General features: G+C 73.1%; 15 protein-coding genes and 1 pseudogene. 12 read left to right on the top strand and 4 right to left on the bottom strand.

The genetic code is table 11. The annotated features are described in order from the left end of the window. Positions 1-129: 129 nt before the first annotated feature. The 8 genes and pseudogenes from CNQ36_RS18730 (at position 130) to CNQ36_RS18765 (ending at position 8,762) form a co-directional block, all read left to right on the top strand. On the top strand, positions 130-999 hold the full coding sequence (locus CNQ36_RS18730; protein ID WP_121546843.1) for an alpha/beta hydrolase: 870 nt from the start codon (positions 130-132) through the stop codon (positions 997-999). Between the two features lie 141 nt (positions 1,000-1,140). Next, a pseudogene (locus CNQ36_RS18735) lies at positions 1,141-2,219 on the top strand (alpha/beta hydrolase). Continuing rightward, positions 2,216-3,406, top strand: coding sequence for an acyltransferase family protein (locus tag CNQ36_RS18740; RefSeq protein WP_121546844.1), 1,191 nt, complete (start codon positions 2,216-2,218; stop codon positions 3,404-3,406). The pseudogene CNQ36_RS18735 and the gene CNQ36_RS18740 overlap by 4 nt, the downstream one beginning before the upstream one ends. Then, positions 3,399-4,721 (top strand): sensor histidine kinase, encoded by a 1,323-nt coding sequence (locus tag CNQ36_RS18745; RefSeq protein WP_121546845.1) that lies wholly within the window; start codon positions 3,399-3,401, stop codon positions 4,719-4,721. The genes CNQ36_RS18740 and CNQ36_RS18745 overlap by 8 nt, the downstream gene beginning before the upstream one ends. Then, the gene (locus tag CNQ36_RS18750) at positions 4,718-5,380 is read left to right on the top strand and encodes a response regulator (protein ID WP_121546846.1); all 663 of its coding nucleotides are present in this window, start codon (positions 4,718-4,720) and stop codon (positions 5,378-5,380) included. Before CNQ36_RS18745 ends, CNQ36_RS18750 begins: the two co-directional genes overlap by 4 nt. 120 nt (positions 5,381-5,500) lie before the next feature. Beyond that, entirely contained in the window at positions 5,501-6,838 is a 1,338-nt protein-coding gene (locus CNQ36_RS18755) for a sensor histidine kinase (protein ID WP_228313004.1), read from the top strand. After that, positions 6,835-7,500 carry a response regulator gene (locus CNQ36_RS18760; protein WP_121546848.1) on the top strand — a complete coding sequence of 222 codons (666 nt, stop codon included), beginning with the start codon at positions 6,835-6,837 and terminating at the stop codon, positions 7,498-7,500. Before CNQ36_RS18755 ends, CNQ36_RS18760 begins: the two co-directional genes overlap by 4 nt. 41 nt (positions 7,501-7,541) lie before the next feature. Continuing rightward, positions 7,542-8,762 (top strand): cytochrome P450, encoded by a 1,221-nt coding sequence (locus CNQ36_RS18765; RefSeq protein WP_121546849.1) that lies wholly within the window; start codon positions 7,542-7,544, stop codon positions 8,760-8,762. Positions 8,763-8,804: 42 nt separating this feature from the next. Here the strand turns inward: CNQ36_RS18765 and CNQ36_RS18770 are convergent, their stop codons facing one another. After that, positions 8,805-10,466, bottom strand: coding sequence for an ABC transporter permease (locus CNQ36_RS18770; protein ID WP_121546850.1), 1,662 nt, complete (start codon positions 10,464-10,466; stop codon positions 8,805-8,807). Continuing rightward, the gene (locus tag CNQ36_RS18775; RefSeq protein WP_121546851.1) at positions 10,463-11,407 is read right to left on the bottom strand and encodes an ABC transporter ATP-binding protein; all 945 of its coding nucleotides are present in this window, start codon (positions 11,405-11,407) and stop codon (positions 10,463-10,465) included. Before CNQ36_RS18775 ends, CNQ36_RS18770 begins: the two co-directional genes overlap by 4 nt. Positions 11,408-11,511: 104 nt before the next feature. On the opposite strand from CNQ36_RS18775, the gene CNQ36_RS18780 reads away from it, so the two are divergent. Together CNQ36_RS18780 and CNQ36_RS18785 are read left to right on the top strand one after the other, a co-directional pair. Then, positions 11,512-12,009 carry a GbsR/MarR family transcriptional regulator gene (locus CNQ36_RS18780; protein WP_121546852.1) on the top strand — a complete coding sequence of 166 codons (498 nt, stop codon included), beginning with the start codon at positions 11,512-11,514 and terminating at the stop codon, positions 12,007-12,009. Between the two features lie 84 nt (positions 12,010-12,093). Then, positions 12,094-12,684, top strand: a complete 591-nt coding sequence (locus CNQ36_RS18785; RefSeq protein WP_121546853.1) for a Uma2 family endonuclease — start codon at positions 12,094-12,096, stop codon at positions 12,682-12,684. A 6-nt stretch (positions 12,685-12,690) separates the two neighbouring features. On the opposite strand, the gene CNQ36_RS18790 is transcribed toward CNQ36_RS18785, so the two are convergent. Further along, complete coding sequence (locus tag CNQ36_RS18790) at positions 12,691-13,563, bottom strand: diacylglycerol kinase family protein (protein WP_121546854.1); 873 nt, start codon at positions 13,561-13,563, stop codon at positions 12,691-12,693. 187 nt (positions 13,564-13,750) lie between these two features. Between CNQ36_RS18790 and CNQ36_RS18795 the strand changes: the two genes are divergently transcribed. Both CNQ36_RS18795 and CNQ36_RS18800 read left to right on the top strand, forming a co-directional pair. Beyond that, a complete protein-coding gene (locus CNQ36_RS18795) occupies positions 13,751-15,034 on the top strand; it encodes an adenylosuccinate synthase (protein ID WP_121546855.1) in 1,284 nt (427 codons plus the stop codon). Positions 15,035-15,134: 100 nt separating this feature from the next. After that, positions 15,135-15,425 (top strand): hypothetical protein, encoded by a 291-nt coding sequence (locus tag CNQ36_RS18800; protein WP_004928597.1) that lies wholly within the window; start codon positions 15,135-15,137, stop codon positions 15,423-15,425. 6 nt (positions 15,426-15,431) lie between these two features. Here CNQ36_RS18800 and CNQ36_RS18805 read toward each other — a convergent pair whose 3' ends face one another. Then, positions 15,432-16,082, bottom strand: a complete 651-nt coding sequence (locus CNQ36_RS18805) for a hypothetical protein (RefSeq protein WP_004928595.1) — start codon at positions 16,080-16,082, stop codon at positions 15,432-15,434. Positions 16,083-16,112 lie beyond the last annotated feature (30 nt).

Here is a 16,112-nt window from a genome sequence, read left to right on the forward strand (position 1 = left end):
CCCCCGGTCGCGCTGACCCAGCGTGACATCCGCATGTCGGGGCACGTGGAGCGCCTGATACCGTCCCGGCCAAACGGCCGCGGTTCCGCCCGGTCCGTCGAACCACGTTGTATCGCTGAGAGGTTGAGCATGACGGACGACGTCGCAGCCGCCCGGGCCGCAGCCGAGGAGGAGTCCGCCTTCTCCCATCCGCCCGTGGACCCCGACGCCACGGCGGCCTACGGCGACGCACCGGACCAGCTGGTCGACTTCTACGCGCCCCGGGTGCAGGGCGGGCCCGGGCCCGCGCCCGTGGTGGTCGTCCTGCACGGCGGTGCCTGGCGGGCGCCGTACGGCCGGCGGCACATCAGCCCGTTCGCCGCGTTCCTGGCCGGCCGGGGCTTCGCCGTGGCCAATGTGGAGTACCGGCACGGTGCCGAGGGCGGCGGGGACGCGGTGGCCGGGCGGTGGCCCGACACGTTCGACGACGTCGCCGCCGCGATGGACGCGCTGCCCGCGCTGATACCGGAGCACCTGCCGGGGGCCGACCCGCGGCGGGTCGTGCTCACCGGCCACTCGGCGGGCGGGCATCTGGCGCTGTGGGCCGCCGCGCGGCACGTGCTGCCGGCCGGCTCCCCCTGGCGCACGGACCGTCCCGCGCCGCTGCGCGGTGTCGTCGCCCTGGCCCCGATCGCGGACCTCGAGGTCGCCGACAAGCTGGACGTGTGCGGGGGCGCCGCGCGGCAACTCCTCGGCGGGGACGACGGTTTCGCCGAGCGCCGGCCGCACGCCGACCCCGCGCTGCTGCTGCCCACCGGGATCGCCACCACCCTGGTGCAGGGGCGCACCGACGTCGACGTCCCGCAGGCGGTCGCCGAGTCGTACGCGGAGGCGGCGGCGAAGGCCGGGGAGGTGGTGGGGATGACCCTGCTGGAGGACGTCGGACACTTCCCGCTGATCGACCCGGCGGCGGACGCCTGCGCGGTGGTGGCGGAGGAGATAGCCCAACTCGCCTGGTGAACGCCCCCCTGCGTCATACCCGTAGTACTTGAGAGCCACCCCGCGACTGAGTCCCCCGGCGGGACGCGAACTACCCACGCTCCTCCGTAACTTCCCTTCCCGAGAAGCCCGACGACCGGGCGAACGGGAGGGGTGAAGAAGATGGTGCGGCAGCCATCGTCTCGCGGGCAGTCGTGCCGCTGGGGCGGCACGGGTGGGCGCGACGGCACCCCGACAGCGCCGGGCAGCGCGACCCACCCCCGCCCCACACCGGCACCGGGCAGCCGCACAAGCGCCCGAGCGCCATGGTGGCGAGGCGTCCTCGCCCTCCTCGTCGCGGCCGCCGTGGCCGTCCCCCTCGCGGGCGCGGCCCGCCCACAGCCCCCCGCGCCACCCCCCGCCCACCTCGCCCCACCCACCCCCGCGACCCTCGCCACGACCTACGCCGCCCACCGAGCCAACGCCCGGGAGGCGTCCCGGATGGCCGCCGAGCACGGCGACCACCACCGCGCGGACGTCGAACGCACCCTCGCCACAAGCCAGTTGCTCGACTTCGACGGACGGGGCCCCGGACTGGCCACGGAGGTCCTGGGCGACCTCGCGCACGCCGACCGCGTCGCCGTCCTGGTCCCCGGCTCCGACACCGGCCTCGACACCTACGGCCGGTTCCGCGCCACCGCCCTCGCCCTGCACGGACGGCTCACCCGCGAGGCCCCGGCCGGCACCCGCACGGCGGTGGTGGCTGGCTCGGCTACGAGACCCCCGGCACCGTCAGCACCGCCGTCGCCACCACCGGCCGGGCGGAGGAGGCCGCACCCCGACTGCGCGACCTCGTCCGCGACGTGCGCGCCGTCGCCGGACGGCACGTGCGCCTCTCCCTGCTCTGCCACTCCTACGGCTCCGTCGTCTGCGCCCGGGCCGCCGGCCACCTCGCCGCCGACGACATCGCCCTGCTCGGCAGCCCCGGCACCGGCGCCGACACCGCCGCCGGCCTGCGCACCGGGGCGCGGATCTGGGCCGCCCGCGGCGCCGGCGACTGGGTGGGCGACGTGCCGCACCTCAGCGCGGACCTCCTCGGCACCACCGTCGGCTTCGGCGCCGACCCGGTCTCCCCGGAGTTCGGCGCCCGGGTCTTCGCGGCCGGCGACGGCGGCCACAGCGACTACTTCGCCCCCGGCTCCGCCTCCCTTGCCAACCTCACCCGGATCGTCCTCGGCGAGACCCGGGCGGTGACCTCATGAGCGGCCGGCTCGGCACCGCGGCACGTGACGCCGCCCGGCGCGTCGACGCCGCCACCCCGGACCACCGCGACCGTGCCGTGGACGCCCTGCGCGCCCTCGCCGTGCTCGGTGTGGTCCTCGGCCACTGGCTGGTCACCGCCGTCGTCGCGGACGGCAGCACCCTGCGCACCGCCAGCCCGCTCCAGCACCTGCCGTGGCTCGCGCCCTTGTCCTGGGCGTTCCAGACCCTCGCCGTGTTCTTCCTGGTCGGAGGGCATGTGGGGACCCGCGGATACGCCTCGGCGCGCGCCCGCGGCATCCCGTACCACCGCTGGCTGCGCGGCCGTACGGCCCGGCTGTTCAAACCGGTCGTCGCCGTCCTCGTCCTGTGGACGGTCGTCGCGGCCGCCCTGCTGCTCTCCGGCGCCGAGTACGCCACCGTCCGCACGCTGGTGAAGCTCGCCCTGTCGCCGCTGTGGTTCCTGCTGGTCTTCGCCGCCCTCACCGCCGCGACCCCGCTGCTCGCTCGGCTCCACCCGCTGTGGCCGCTCGCCGTCGTCCTCCACGTCGACCTGCTCCGCTTCGGCTTCGGCGCCCCGGACGGGATCGCGTGGCTGAACCTGGTGGCCGGCTGGCTGGTGCCGTACACCCTGGGCGCGGCCTGGACGCGCGGCGAGCTGGAACGCCGCAGGACCGGCTGGACCCTCCTCCTCTCCGGCACGGCCGCCACGGCCGGCCTCGTCGCCTGGGCCGGCTACCCGGCGTCGATGGTCGGCGTCCCCGGCGCCGGGGTGTCCAACCTCAACCCGCCGACGCTCGCCGCCGTCACCTTCGGCCTCGCCCAGTGCGGGCTCACCCTGCTGCTGCGGGACCGGCTGCGCACGGCGATGCGCCGGCCGGTCGCATGGGCGGCGGTGGCGCTGGTCAACCTCTCCGCGATGACCGTCTTCCTCTGGCACCAGACCGCCCTGATGGCGACCACCGCCACCGCTCTCCCCGCCGGCCGCCTCCCCGGCCTGCACACCGTCCCCGACGGCCTCGGCTGGGTCGCAGCCCGGCTTCTCTGGCTGCCGGTGTTCGCCCTCGCCCTCACCGTGTGCGGGGTCGCGTTCCGCTCCTGGGAGCGGGGCGGGGGCGACCGGCGGCGCGGGCCGTCCCGCGTGGTCCGCGCCCACCGGCCCGCCACGGAGGACGTACGGCATGTCTAGGCTGAACCGCGTGGCGAACAAGGGGGCACAACTCGTCCGGCGGTGGCTCGGCGTGCTGCGGGACGACCTGTGGACCTGGCGGGCGGACCCGCTGCCCCCTTCGGTGTGGCTGCGCTGGGCGCCGCACGGATTCCTCTGCCTGATCGCGGTCGCCGTGGTCCTCGGCGGCCTGGCCCAGCTCACGGAGGACGGCAGGCTCGGCGACGGCCACTCCCTGCTGGTCGCGCTCGGGCAGGGCGGCGCGGTCGTCCTCGCGCTGCGGCGCCCGGTTCCGGCGCTCTGGGTGTCGGTCACCGCCACGCTGGTGTGCGCCGTTCTGCTGCGCCGCATGCTGATGGCCGGCCAGATCGACGGTTTCCCGTGGCCCTGGACGCCGTGGGGGATCGTCGCCCATCTGTGCGTGCTGCTGCTGCTCGCGCTGCGCGCGCCCACCCGGGTCTCCTTCGAGGCGCTGGCCGTGACAGGGCTGCTCACCTACGTCCTCCAGGGCCTCTGGGGTGCGTGGAACCACTCGTCCACCGGACAGCTCGCCGTCACCCTGTTCGCCGTCGTCGTGGTCCTCGGCGCCGCCCTGCGCGGCCGTCGCGAGGCCCGCGCCGAACTGGGCCGGCAGACCACGCTCACCGCCGAGGAACGCGCCCGGCGCACCCTCCTGGAGGAGCGCAGCCGGATCGCCCGCGAGCTGCACGACGTGGTGGCCCACCACATGTCGGTGATCTCCATCCAGGCGCAGGTCGCCCCGCACCTGACCCGGGACCCCTCCGACGAGCTGAGGGAGAACCTCGCCGGCATCCGGCAGAACGCCGTCGAGGCGCTGACCGAGCTGCGCCGCGTGCTGGACGTGCTGCGTTCCGAACACCCCGGCCCCGGCGAGGCCTCGGACGCCCCGCAGCCCACCCTGGACCGGCTGGAGGCGCTGGTGGAGAACACCCGCGCCGCCGGACTGACCGTGACCACCGAGATCACCGGCGGCCGGCGCCGGCTGCCGTCCGGCGTGGAGCTGTCGGCGTACCGGATCGTGCAGGAGGCGCTGAGCAACGTGCTGCGGCACGCGCCCGGCGCCACCGCCCGCGTCACCCTGGCCTACGATCCGCGGGGGCTGCGGGTGGAGGTTGTCAACACCCGTCCTGCCCGGGAGGCGCCGCCGTCCTCCGGCGCCGGGCACGGGCTGCTCGGCATGCGGGAGCGGGCCGTCATGCTGGGCGGCAGGCTGACCGCCGGCCCCTGGACCGGCAGGGGCTACCGGGTCGACGCCTACCTCCCGGCCCCCGCCCCGACCGCCACCGACCCCCTTCCCCAGGACGGCACCGCATGATCCGCGTACTCGTCGCCGACGACCAGCAGATGGTCCGGCAGGGCTTCACCGTGCTGCTCAACACGCAGCCCGACATCGAGGTCGTGGGACAGGCGGTGAACGGGGTGGAGGCGGTCGCGCAGGTCGCCGGACTCGCCCCGGACGTCGTGCTGATGGACATCCGCATGCCCGAGCTCGGCGGCATCGAGGCCACCGCCCTCATCACCTCCGCCACCCCGCAGGTCAAGGTGCTGGTGCTGACCACCTTCGACCTCGACGAGTACGTGTACGAGGCGCTGCGCGCCGGGGCGTCCGGGTTCCTGCTGAAGGACGCCTCCGCCGACCAGCTCGCCGAGGCGGTACGGGTGGTGGCGGCCGGGGACGCCCTGCTTGCGCCCGGCATCACCCGCAGGCTGATCGCCGAGTTCTCCCGGCTGGACGCCCGTCCCCGCACCCCGCTCAGACAGCGCGTCGGCGAGCTGACCGAACGCGAGACGGAGGTGCTGGCGCTGATCGCGCAGGGCCTGTCCAACGCGGAGATAGCGGTACGGCTGGTGGTGGCCGAGCAGACCGTGAAGACCCACGTCGGCCGCATCCTGGTGAAGCTGGGACTGCGGGACCGCACCCAGGCCGCCGTGTTCGCGTACGAGTCGGGGCTGGTCCGGCCCTCGGGGTACTGAAGGGCTCGACGGCGTACCGCGCGGCACGCCGTCGTGGCCCGCGTAGTACCTGAGAGGGACGCCCGGAAACCCGTCTCGGCGGGGACGACCGCCGTCACCCGGTCGGCCTACCGTGTGAGCGTGACCGAGACGACTCACCAGCAGCACGGGAACGGGACCCGCAGCCCGGAGTACCGGCTGGCCCGGAACTCCCTGCGGGGACTGCGCCAGGACCTCTTCCACGACCCCTTCGCCTACCGCCCGCTGCCGCCCCGGCGCACGGACGGCCCGTTCGTCCGCCGGCTGCCCGCCCGGGCGAGGGCGGCCGCGCAGCACCTGCCGCACGCCGTGGTGGGAGGGCTCGCGCTGCTCGCCCTGGCGGCCGGCGCGCTGTCGAGCGGTCTGCCCGGCGGGGACGTGGCCGCCCTGCTGATCGGCGTGCTGTGCGCGCTCCCGGTGCTCGCCACCCTGGTCCGGCCGGCCGGAGCGTTCTGGCTGTCCCTCGCGGTGACCCCGGTGGTCGCGCTGGTCAAGAACGGCTCGGGCGACTGGCCGTGGATGCCCGGCGCGTTCATCTGCCACCTGTCCGTACTGGTCGTGGTGGCCCTGCGCACCCGGCCGCGCACCGCCGCCTGGATGTGGGGGCTGACCGTCGCGTACGCCTTCCTTTCCGACGTCTTCTTCGGCGGGTCGTACTACTACACCAACAGCGGGCCCATGCTGGTGACGTCCGCCTTCGCCCTGCTCGTGGTCTCCGTCTGGCACATCCGCCGCACCGCGGAGCAGGAGGTGACCGCCCAGCAGACGGTCACCGCGCACGAGCGGTCCCGGCGCACGGCGCTGGAGGAGCGCACCACCATCGCCCGCGAGCTGCACGATGTGGTGGCCCACCACATGTCGGTGGTCGCCATCCAGGCCGAGGCCGCGCCCTACCGGGTGGAGAACCCGCCGCCGGAGCTGGAGCGCGCCTTCGTCACCATCAGGGAGAACGCGGTCGCCGCCCTCACCGAACTGCGCCGCATCCTCGGTGTGGTCCGCGCCGAGGACTACGAGGCCCCGGACGCCCCCCAGCCCACCCTCGCCGACCTGGACGCCCTGCTCGTCAACGTGCGCGACGCCGGTCTGCCGGTGGAGAAGGTGGTGACCGGTGCGGTGCGGGAGCTGCCGCAGGGGGTGGAGCTGTCGGCGTACCGGATCGTGCAGGAGGCGCTCAGCAACAGCCTGCGGCACGCGCCCGGCGCGAGCGCCCGCGTCGAGATCGGGTACGTCCTCGGCGGGCTCGGGGTGCGCGTGGTCAACGGTCCCGCACCGGAGCCGAGCCTGGTGAAGCCCTCGCCCGGCGCCGGTCACGGCATCACCGGCATGCGGGAGCGGGTCACCATGCTGAACGGCGAGATGACGGCGGGCCCGGCGGACGACGGGGGCTACGAGGTCGCCGTGTTCCTGCCGGTCGCCACGGTGAACGAGGGTGACGCATGACCATCCGCGTCCTGATCGCGGACGACCAGATGATGGTCCGCGAGGGCTTCTCCGTCCTGCTCAACGCGATGCCGGACATCGAGGTCGTCGGAGAGGCGGTCAACGGCCGGGAGGCGGTCGAACGGGTCCGTGAACTCGCCCCCGACATCGTCCTGATGGACATCCGCATGCCCGAGCTGAACGGCATCGAGGCGACGCGGGAGATCGTCGCCGCTGACGGCGCGGCGAAGGTGCTCGTGCTGACCACCTTCGACCTCGACGAGTACGTCTACCAGGCGCTGCGCGCGGGCGCCTCCGGCTTCCTCCTCAAGGACGCCTCGGCCCGCCAGCTCGCCGAGGGGGTGCGGGTGGTCGCGTCCGGGGAGGCGCTGCTCGCCCCCACGGTGACCCGACGGCTGATCACCGAGTTCTCCAAGCTGTCCGAGGCCCCGCGGCTGATGCCGGCCGCGCACGCGGCGTACGGCGATCTGACCGAGCGGGAGACGGAGGTGCTGGTGCTGATCGCGCAGGGCCTGTCGAACGCGGAGATCGCCGGGCGGCTGGTGGTCGCCGAGTCGACGATCAAGACGCACGTCAGCCGCATCCTGGTGAAACTGGGCCTGCGCGACCGCACCCAGGCGGCGGTGTTCGCCTACGAGGCACGGCTGGTCACACCGGGCTGACCCCCCTGGTCAGAGGCGGTTTTCCGGGCTACCGTCCGTCCATGGCAGCCCTTTCCGACCTCGCGTTCGACCCGTGGGACCCGGCGTTCGTCGCCGACCCGTACCCCGCCTACGCCGAGCTGCGGGAACAGGGCCGGGTGCGGTACTTCGAGCCGACGAACCAGTGGCTGGTCGCGCACCACGCGGACGTCTCGGCCCTGCTGCGCGACCGGCGCCTGGGACGGACGTACCAGCACCGCTTCACCCACGAGGAGTTCGGCCGCACCGCCCCGCCGCCGGAGCACGAGCCGTTCCACACCCTCAACGACCACGGGATGCTCGACCTCGAACCGCCGGACCACACCCGGATCCGCCGCCTGGTGTCGAAGGCGTTCACCCCGCGCACCGTGGAGCGCCTGAAGCCGTACGTCGAGGGGCTGGCGGGGGACCTGGTGACCGCGCTGGCCGACGCGGGCGGCGGCGACCTGCTCAAGGACGTCGCCGAGCCGCTGCCGGTCGCGGTGATCGCCGAGATGCTGGGCATCCCGGAGGCCGACCGGGCCCCCTTGCGTCCCTGGTCGGCGGACATCTGCGGGATGTACGAACTGAACCCGTCCGGGGACGCGGCGGCGAAGGCGGTGCGGGCCTCGGCCGAGTTCTCGGAGTACCTCCGCGAGCTGATCGCCGTGCGCCGCCGCAACCCCGGCGACGACCTGATCTCGGGCCTGATCGCCGCCCACGACGAGGACGACGACCGGCTCACCGAGCAGGAGATGATCTCCACCTGCGTGCTGCTGCTGAACGCCGGCCACGAGGCCACCGTGAACTCCACGGTCAACGGCTGGTGGGCGCTGTTCCGCAACCCGGACCAGCTCGCCGCCCTGCGCGCGGACCACTCCCTGGTCCCCTCGGCCGTCGAGGAGCTGATGCGCTACGACACCCCGCTCCAGCTCTTCGAGCGCTGGGTGCTGGACGAGATCGAGATCGACGGCCAGGTGATCCCGAGGGGCGCGGAGATCGCGATGCTCTTCGGCGCCGCCAACCACGACCCGGCGGTCTTCGCCGACCCGTCCCGCCTCGACCTGACCCGCGTCGACAACCCCCACATCTCGTTCAGCGCCGGCATCCACTACTGCATCGGCGCCCCGCTGGCCCGCATCGAACTGGCGGCCTCCATGACGGCCCTGCTGGAGAAGGCCCCGACCCTGCGCCTCGCGGCGGAGCCGGCGAGGAAGCCGAACTTCGTGATCAGGGGGCTGGAGGGGCTGGCGGTCGAGGTCTGAGCCGGTGGCCGGGGAGCCCGTGCGGGGGCCGCCCCGGCGCGGTCACTTCATGTCCAGGTCACGCCGGCGGAAGCCCGCCAGACCCAGCCACACCAGGCCGGCGGCGACGAGCGTCAGCAGGAGCAGCGGGGTCCAGTCCAGGTCCGCGGCGGGAAGCCGGGGGATGTGGCCGAACGGGGAGAGGTTGTTCATCCAGCCGGGGAACTGGAGGATCTGGCCGAGGTAGCCGACCACGAAGGCGTACACCGGCACGATCCAGGCCGCCTGGCCCGCCCGTGGGAACCAGCCGAAGAGCACCACGGCCACACCGGCCGTGACCCACAGCGCGGGCGCGTACGCGAGGGCCGCGCCCACCAGGTCCGGCAACAGCCCGGCGTCACCGGTCGAGGCCGCCCCGGCGACGCCGAAGCCGAGCCCGGCCAGCAGCAGCACGACCGTGCCGCCGCCCATCGCCACGGCCAGGTGGCCGCCCACCCAGCGGGAGCGCGAGAGGCCGGTGGCGAGGAGCGGCTCGGCGCGGCCCGCCGTCTCCTCGGCGCGGGGCCGCAGGGCCGCCATGACGACGTACACCGCCGCCACGACCGTCAGGACGACCATGACCATCGAGGCGAAGGACTCGACGACGGAGGCCCCGCCGAGGCGCGCCAGGGCCTCCTCGATCTCGTCGATGCCCTGCAGCATGTCCTCCGCTTCCCCGAGGACCGACCCGTACATCGCGCCCATCAGGAACAGGCCGGCGCCGAAGCCGGTCAGCATGCCGCGGTGCAGGCGCAGGGCGAAGCCGACCGGTGTGGCGAGCGCGGCGGAGGCGGTGGGGCTGCCCAGCTTCTCCGGACGCAGGCCCGCGCCCACGTCCCGCCGGGTGGACAGCACGAACCCGGCCGCCGCGCACGCCACCGCGCACACCAGGCACAGCAGCAGCGGCCACCAGCGGTTGTCGACGTACGGGTAGCTGCGCTGCACCCAGCCGATCGGGGACAGCCAGGACAGGGCGCCGTCGCCGCCGCTGTCACCCGCGGCGCGCAGCGCGTAGGCGACGCCGATGACGGCCAGTGCCGCGCCGGACGCCCCGCGCGTGTGCGCGGTGAACTGGGCGGTGACCGCGGCCACGGCGGCGAAGACCAGGCCGGCGGCCGCGTGGGCGAAGCCGTAGACCAGCGAGCCGGCCGCGTCGACGCCCTCCAGGCCCAGGCCGGTCAGGCCGAGGGCCAGCAGCAGGGCGAGGACGAGATTGGCCAGGACGGCGACGGAGAGGGCGGCGGCGAGGTGCGCGTGGCGCCCGACGACGGTCGAGCGCACCAGCTCGGCGCGGCCCGTCTCCTCCTCCGCGCGGGTGTGCCGGGTGACGACCAGCACGCTCATGAGACCGACGAGGACGGCCGTGAAGCCGATCATCTGGTGGCTCAGGATGGAGCCGAAGCCGTCGTCGGTGAGGTAGTGGCGGGGGCCGGACAGGGCCAGGTTGGCCGGGCTGTCCGCGCCCGCGACGGCGTTCGCCCGGTCCTGCGGGTCGCTGTAGAGCGTCCGGAAGCTGTTCGCCGTGGTGAGCGTGCCCAGGAGCAGGGCCCCGATCCACACCGGGAGCCGGACCCGGTCGCGGCGCAGGGCGAAGCGGATCAGCGTCCGGGTTCCGGCCAGCGCGTTGCCGCCCGCGACGGGTGCGGCGGAAGCCCGGGTGCCGGGGGCGGTGGTCGCGGAGGTCATCGCGGCTCTCCGTCCGTGTCCCGTGCGGCGCCGTGCCCGTTGGCGGCGAGCTCGTCGCCGTAGTGGCGCAGCATCAGTTCCTCCAGCGTGGGCGGGTGGCTGATCAGGCTGCGGATGCCGAACTCGGTGAGCTTGCGGACCGCGCCGTCGACCAGTCCGCCGTCGACGGCGAAGCGGATCCGGCCGGTGGCGTCGTCGACGGTCCGCAGGCCGTGGACACCGGGCAGGGAGTCCAGGCCGGTCACGGGCCGCTCGGTCTCCGCCTCGATGGTGGTGCGGGTCAGGTGGCGCAGCTCGCCGAGGCTGCCGGACTGGACGGTGCGGCCCAGCCGGATGATGCTCACCCGGTCGGCGAGCTTCTCCACCTGGGCCAGGATGTGACTGGAGAGCAGCACGGTCCTGCCCGCCGCCTTGGCTTCGCCGATGACGTCCTGGAAGACGACCTCCATGAGCGGGTCCAGTCCCGCGGTCGGCTCGTCGAGGACCAGCAGCTCGGCGTCGGAGGCGAGGGCGGCGACGATGGCGACCTTCTGCCGGTTGCCCTTGGAGTAGGCGCGGCCCTTCTTGGTCGGATCGAGGTCGAAGCGCTCGACGAGCTCGGCGCGCCGCCTCCTGTCCAGGCCGCCGCGCAGCCGCGCCAGCAGATCGATGGCCTCGCCGCCGGTCAGGCCGGGCCACAGCTCGACGTCGCCGGGGACGTAGGCGAGGCGGCGGTGCAGCTCCACGGCGTCCGCCCAGGGATCGCGGCCGAGCACCTGGGCGGCGCCCGAGTCGGCGCGCAGCAGGCCGAGCAGGACGCGGATGGTGGTGGACTTGCCGGCGCCGTTAGGGCCCAGGAAGCCGTGGACCTCGCCCGGTTCGACCTCCAGGTCGAGACCGTCGAGTGCGCGCGTGCGGCCGAACGACTTGTGCAGCCCGGACACGGTGATGGCCTTCGTCATGTTTCGGAACGTACGCTTCATTCAGAAATTTGTGAAGTTAAGGAACCGTATAAACGCGGGGCTAGACTGATCGGCGGCGGCTGAGCAGGGGAGATGATCGGGTCATGGCGGAACCGGGCGGGACGGACCGGGACCCGGAGGCGGTCTCGCGGTTCGTGGAGCACTTCGCGGCGCAACTGGTGGAAGCCGGTCTCCCGCGCATGCCGGCCCGCGTCTTCGCCGCCCTGCTCGCGTCCGACACGGGCGTGCTGACCTCCGCCGAACTGGGCGAACGGCTCCAGATCTCACCGGCCGCGGTCTCCGGCGCGGTGCGCTACCTGGCGCAGCAGCACATGGTCTCCCGCGAGCGCGAACCCGGCTCGCGCCGGGAGCGGTACCGCGTCCACGGCGACCAGTGGTACGAGGCCCTCACCAACCGCGAGGCCGTCATCAAGCGCTGGGAGGACGCCCTCCGGGAGGGCGTGACCAGCCTGGGCGCGGCGACCCCGGCGGGCCGCCGGCTGGCGGAGACGCTGGCCTTCTTCGAGTTCGTGGAGAAGGAGATCGACACGATGATGGACCGCTGGCGCGCCCACCGTGAGGAGCGGTTCGGGCGGGGCTGAGGGGTTTCCCGGAAGCCGTCACCGGTGCGTGACGGAGCGGATACGCTGAGTGGCATCTGTTCCGCATCGAGGGGAGGGCGCATCATGACTGTCATGGCAGAGCGACCGACGACACGCGGCACCGAACCCGACAGCTTCGAGGGCCTGCTGAACACCCTCGACGAGCTGGACGTGCCCGACGGCTACACAGCCGAGATCATCAGGGGGAGCATCGTCGTGTCGCCGTGGTCCAAGGGGTATTACACCCGTGTGATGCGTTTGGTGTGCCAGCAGTTGGAGCCGCACCTGCCCGAGGGGCACGTGATCGAGCGGGCGCCCAACCTGTACGTCTTCCCGGGTGCCGAGCGGGCTTATGGGCCGGACATCCACGCGACGCACGCGAAAGCCCTGGAAACGGCAGACAACCATGTCGATGGCGGGGCCCTCTGCTTCGTGGCCGAGCTCACGTCATCCACCACCCGGGACGACGACCTCACGGACAAGGTGAAGGTCTACGGGCGGTCCGGCATCCCCGTCTATCTAGTTCTCGACATGCAGGAAGAGCAGGCCACGGTCTTCTCGATGCCCTCCGCCAAGGGTTACGAGTCCCGTGACACCAAGCCGTTCGGCGAGAAGCTGCGCATTCCCCAGCCGTTCGACTGCGTGCTGGACACGACCGACTTCAAAGCTCCCTGAGGGGCCCTACCCCGTCGGTACCGTCAGTCCCCACGCCCCCTCCCGCACCACCCACGTCCGGGTGCGGACCGGGCCCGAGACGGCGGCGTCCGCGCGGTAGCGGAAGTGGGCGCCCGAGACGGTCACCGCACGGGCCTCCGCACGCAGCGGCGACGCCTCCGCGCCCACCGACACCGGGCGCACCTCGACCCTGGCCCTCCCGCAGACGCCGGGCACGACCGAGACGCCCTCCACCGGCTGTCCCAGGTCGACGAGGGTCTCCCCGTCCACCTCCACCCGCAGCCTGGCCGGCCCCGTCTCGGGGGCGGAGACGATCCCGGACGGCCGGGCCGGCACCAGGGTCCGCACCAGCGACCGGCAGGTCCGCAGCCACGGACGGCCCGCGCCGCCGTCCGCCTCCGGCTCCCGCGCCACGCCCCCGACCGGCGGGATCCGCAGCGCGCCGAGCACCACCCCGTCGCTGTCGTCCACCAGCAGGTCCATCCGCCGCACGGCCCCGTCGAGCACCGCCCGCGCCGCGGCCACCGCCCCCGTCGGCACGCCCAGCGACCGGGACAGCGCCAGCGCGCCCCCGACCGGAACCAGCGACAGCGCGCAGCCCGCCAGCTCCCGCTGCCGGTGCAGCAGCGTCACCGCCCGCACCAGCGCCCGGTCGTCGCCGACCACCACCGGCCGCCGGGACCCGCGCCGCGCCAGCGCCTTGGCGAACTCCTCGGGGCTGTCCGGCAGGCACACCTTCGTGCCGGCCGCACCCGCGCTGAGCACGTCCTTCGCGATCCGGACGGACTCGCCGTCCGCCCGTCGGGCGACCGGATCGATGACCACCAGGAGCTGCTCGGACGTCGCGGGAAAGGTCCTGGAAGTCGCCACCTCGGCCATGCCTCGCTTCCTCGGGTAGCATCTTTGTGCAAGAGCCCCTTGCGCTGTTGCGCCAGGGGTTTCGTCTATTCCGGGGCATCCGGTCCGACGGTTGGCGGCCAATGGTGGTCGCACGGTGCACGCGGCGGTGATCCTCCGTGTGCGCCCCTGACCTTGGACATGCCCCGCCCGGAAGGGGTGTACGCGCGTGCCCGCACTTGTGCTGCTCGGTGCTCAGTGGGGTGACGAAGGCAAGGGAAAGGCGACGGACCTGCTCGGTGGTTCCGTCGACTATGTGGTGCGCTACCAGGGCGGCAACAACGCCGGCCACACGGTAGTCGTGGGCGACCAGAAGTACGCCCTGCACCTGCTCCCTTCCGGAATTCTCTCCCCAGGCTGCACGCCGGTCATCGGCAACGGCGTCGTCGTCGACCCGTCGGTCCTGCTCTCCGAGCTGAGCGGTCTGAACGAGCGCGGCGTCGACACGTCCAAGCTCCTGATCAGCGGCAACGCCCACATCATCACGCCGTACAACGTGACGGTGGACAAGGTGACCGAGCGCTTCCTCGGCAAGCGCAAGATCGGGACCACGGGCCGGGGCATCGGCCCGACCTACGCCGACAAGATCAACCGTGTCGGCATCCGCGTCCAGGACCTGTACGACGAGTCGATCCTCACCCAGAAGGTGGAGGCGGCCCTCGACGTCAAGAACCAGATGCTCACCAAGCTCTTCAACCGGCGCGCGATCGGCGTGGAGCAGGTGGTCGAGGAGCTGCTGGGCTACGCGGACAAGCTCGCCCCGTACGTCTCCGACACGGTGCTGGTGCTGAACCAGGCGCTGGAGCAGGACAAGGTGGTCCTCTTCGAGGGCGGCCAGGGCACGCTGCTCGACATCGACCACGGCACGTACCCCTTCGTCACCTCCTCCAACCCGACCGCGGGCGGCGCCTGCACGGGCTCGGGCGTGGGCCCGACGAAGATCAGCCGGGTCATCGGCATCCTGAAGGCGTACACGACCCGCGTCGGCGCCGGCCCGTTCCCGACCGAGCTGTTCGACGAGGACGGCGAGGCCCTGCGCCGCATCGGCGGGGAGCGCGGTGTCACCACCGGCCGCGACCGCCGCTGCGGCTGGTTCGACGCGGTCATCGCCCGCTACGCGACCCGCGTCAACGGCCTCACCGACTTCTTCCTCACCAAGCTCGACGTCCTCACCGGCTGGGAGCAGATCCCGGTCTGCGTGGCGTACGAGATCGACGGCAAGCGCGTCGAGGAACTGCCCTACTCGCAGACGGACTTCCACCACGCCAAGCCGGTCTACGAGATGCTGCCGGGCTGGAGCGAGGACATCAGCAAGGCGAAGTCCTTCTCGGACCTCCCGAAGAACGCCCAGGCGTACGTCAAGGCACTGGAGGAGATGTCCGGCGCCCCGATCTCCGCGATCGGCGTGGGCCCGGGCCGCACCGAGACGATCGAGATCAACTCGTTCCTGTAGCCGCGGCGGGACCCCTCACCGGCGCCCGCGCGGGCGCCGGTGAGGGGGCATAGCCTGGAGTGGCACGACCGCGTGCGTCGACGAGAAGAAGGTGAGTGCGATGCGCGTGATGCTCAAGGCGACCATGGACACCGAGAAGTCGAACGAGCTCCTTCACGCCGGGAAGATGCCCGAGATGATGAAGCAGATGCTCGACCGGCTCCACCCCGAAGCCGCCTACTTCGGGCCCGTGGGCGGACGGCGGACCGCCCTGCTGTTCTTCGACATGGCGGACAGCTCCGAGCTGCCGCCCACCGGTGAGCCGTTCTTCACCCTCATGAACGCCGAGGTCGAGGTGACCCCGATCATGAACGCGGAGGAACTGCAGAAGGGGCTCTCCGAGCTGCGGTGACGCCCGTCAGCTGAAGACGATCATCGACCCCTGCGCCAGACTCCGGGTCGCCGCCGCGTGCAGGCCCAGCCAGACGTGCCGTTCGCGGGCGAAGGGGCTGGGGTCGTACGGCGCGGGGACGGCCGGCTCCTCCAGTTCGGTCGGTCCGCGCGGGGGCTCGGGGGCCGGCGGCGGGTTGGCCGGGTCGATGCCGATGGACGGGGCGACCAGCTCCAGCTCCTTCAGCAGCGCGTGGGAGGAGCCCAACGGGCCGCCGCCGGCGAGAAGTTCGTCGTTGGCGAGAGGGTGCGGGAAGTCGACGGGGACATACGCGCCCGCGTGGTCGTAGTGCCAGACCAGGTGGGACTGCTGGGCCGTCGTCTCGAACATCTCCAGCAACTGCTCGTAGTCGCCGCCCAGTTCGTCCACCGGCGTGACCGGGAGACCGCACACCTGGAGCAGGTGGACCCGCCGCAGGAAGTGCAGTGCGTCGTAGTCGAAGCCCGCGACCGGGGCCACCTCGCCGGACAGTCCCGGCATGTACTGGTACACCGGCACCGGTGGCAGCCCCGCCTCTGCCAGCACCGCGTTGTACTGCGCGAGTTCCTCGGCGAACGGGTTGTCGGGCGTGTGGCACAACACGTCGACGAGCGGTACCAGCCACAGGTCACAGGCCAAAGAGGGCTCCTCACACAGCACGGTCGTCGG

The sequence above is a fragment of the Streptomyces fungicidicus genome, from assembly GCF_003665435.1.
GTDB lineage: Bacteria > Actinomycetota > Actinomycetes > Streptomycetales > Streptomycetaceae > Streptomyces > Streptomyces fungicidicus.

Coding starts and splice junctions, on each gene's coding strand:
- CNQ36_RS18730 (WP_121546843.1), top strand. CDS start 130: ATGACGGACGACGTCGCAGCCGCCCGGGCCGCAGCCGAGGAGGAGTCC.
- CNQ36_RS18740 (WP_121546844.1), top strand. CDS start 2,216: ATGAGCGGCCGGCTCGGCACCGCGGCACGTGACGCCGCCCGGCGCGTC.
- CNQ36_RS18745 (WP_121546845.1), top strand. CDS start 3,399: ATGTCTAGGCTGAACCGCGTGGCGAACAAGGGGGCACAACTCGTCCGG.
- CNQ36_RS18750 (WP_121546846.1), top strand. CDS start 4,718: ATGATCCGCGTACTCGTCGCCGACGACCAGCAGATGGTCCGGCAGGGC.
- CNQ36_RS18760 (WP_121546848.1), top strand. CDS start 6,835: ATGACCATCCGCGTCCTGATCGCGGACGACCAGATGATGGTCCGCGAG.
- CNQ36_RS18765 (WP_121546849.1), top strand. CDS start 7,542: ATGGCAGCCCTTTCCGACCTCGCGTTCGACCCGTGGGACCCGGCGTTC.
- CNQ36_RS18770 (WP_121546850.1), bottom strand. CDS start 10,466: ATGACCTCCGCGACCACCGCCCCCGGCACCCGGGCTTCCGCCGCACCC.
- CNQ36_RS18775 (WP_121546851.1), bottom strand. CDS start 11,407: ATGACGAAGGCCATCACCGTGTCCGGGCTGCACAAGTCGTTCGGCCGC.
- CNQ36_RS18780 (WP_121546852.1), top strand. CDS start 11,512: ATGGCGGAACCGGGCGGGACGGACCGGGACCCGGAGGCGGTCTCGCGG.
- CNQ36_RS18785 (WP_121546853.1), top strand. CDS start 12,094: ATGACTGTCATGGCAGAGCGACCGACGACACGCGGCACCGAACCCGAC.
- CNQ36_RS18790 (WP_121546854.1), bottom strand. CDS start 13,563: ATGGCCGAGGTGGCGACTTCCAGGACCTTTCCCGCGACGTCCGAGCAG.
- CNQ36_RS18800 (WP_004928597.1), top strand. CDS start 15,135: ATGCGCGTGATGCTCAAGGCGACCATGGACACCGAGAAGTCGAACGAG.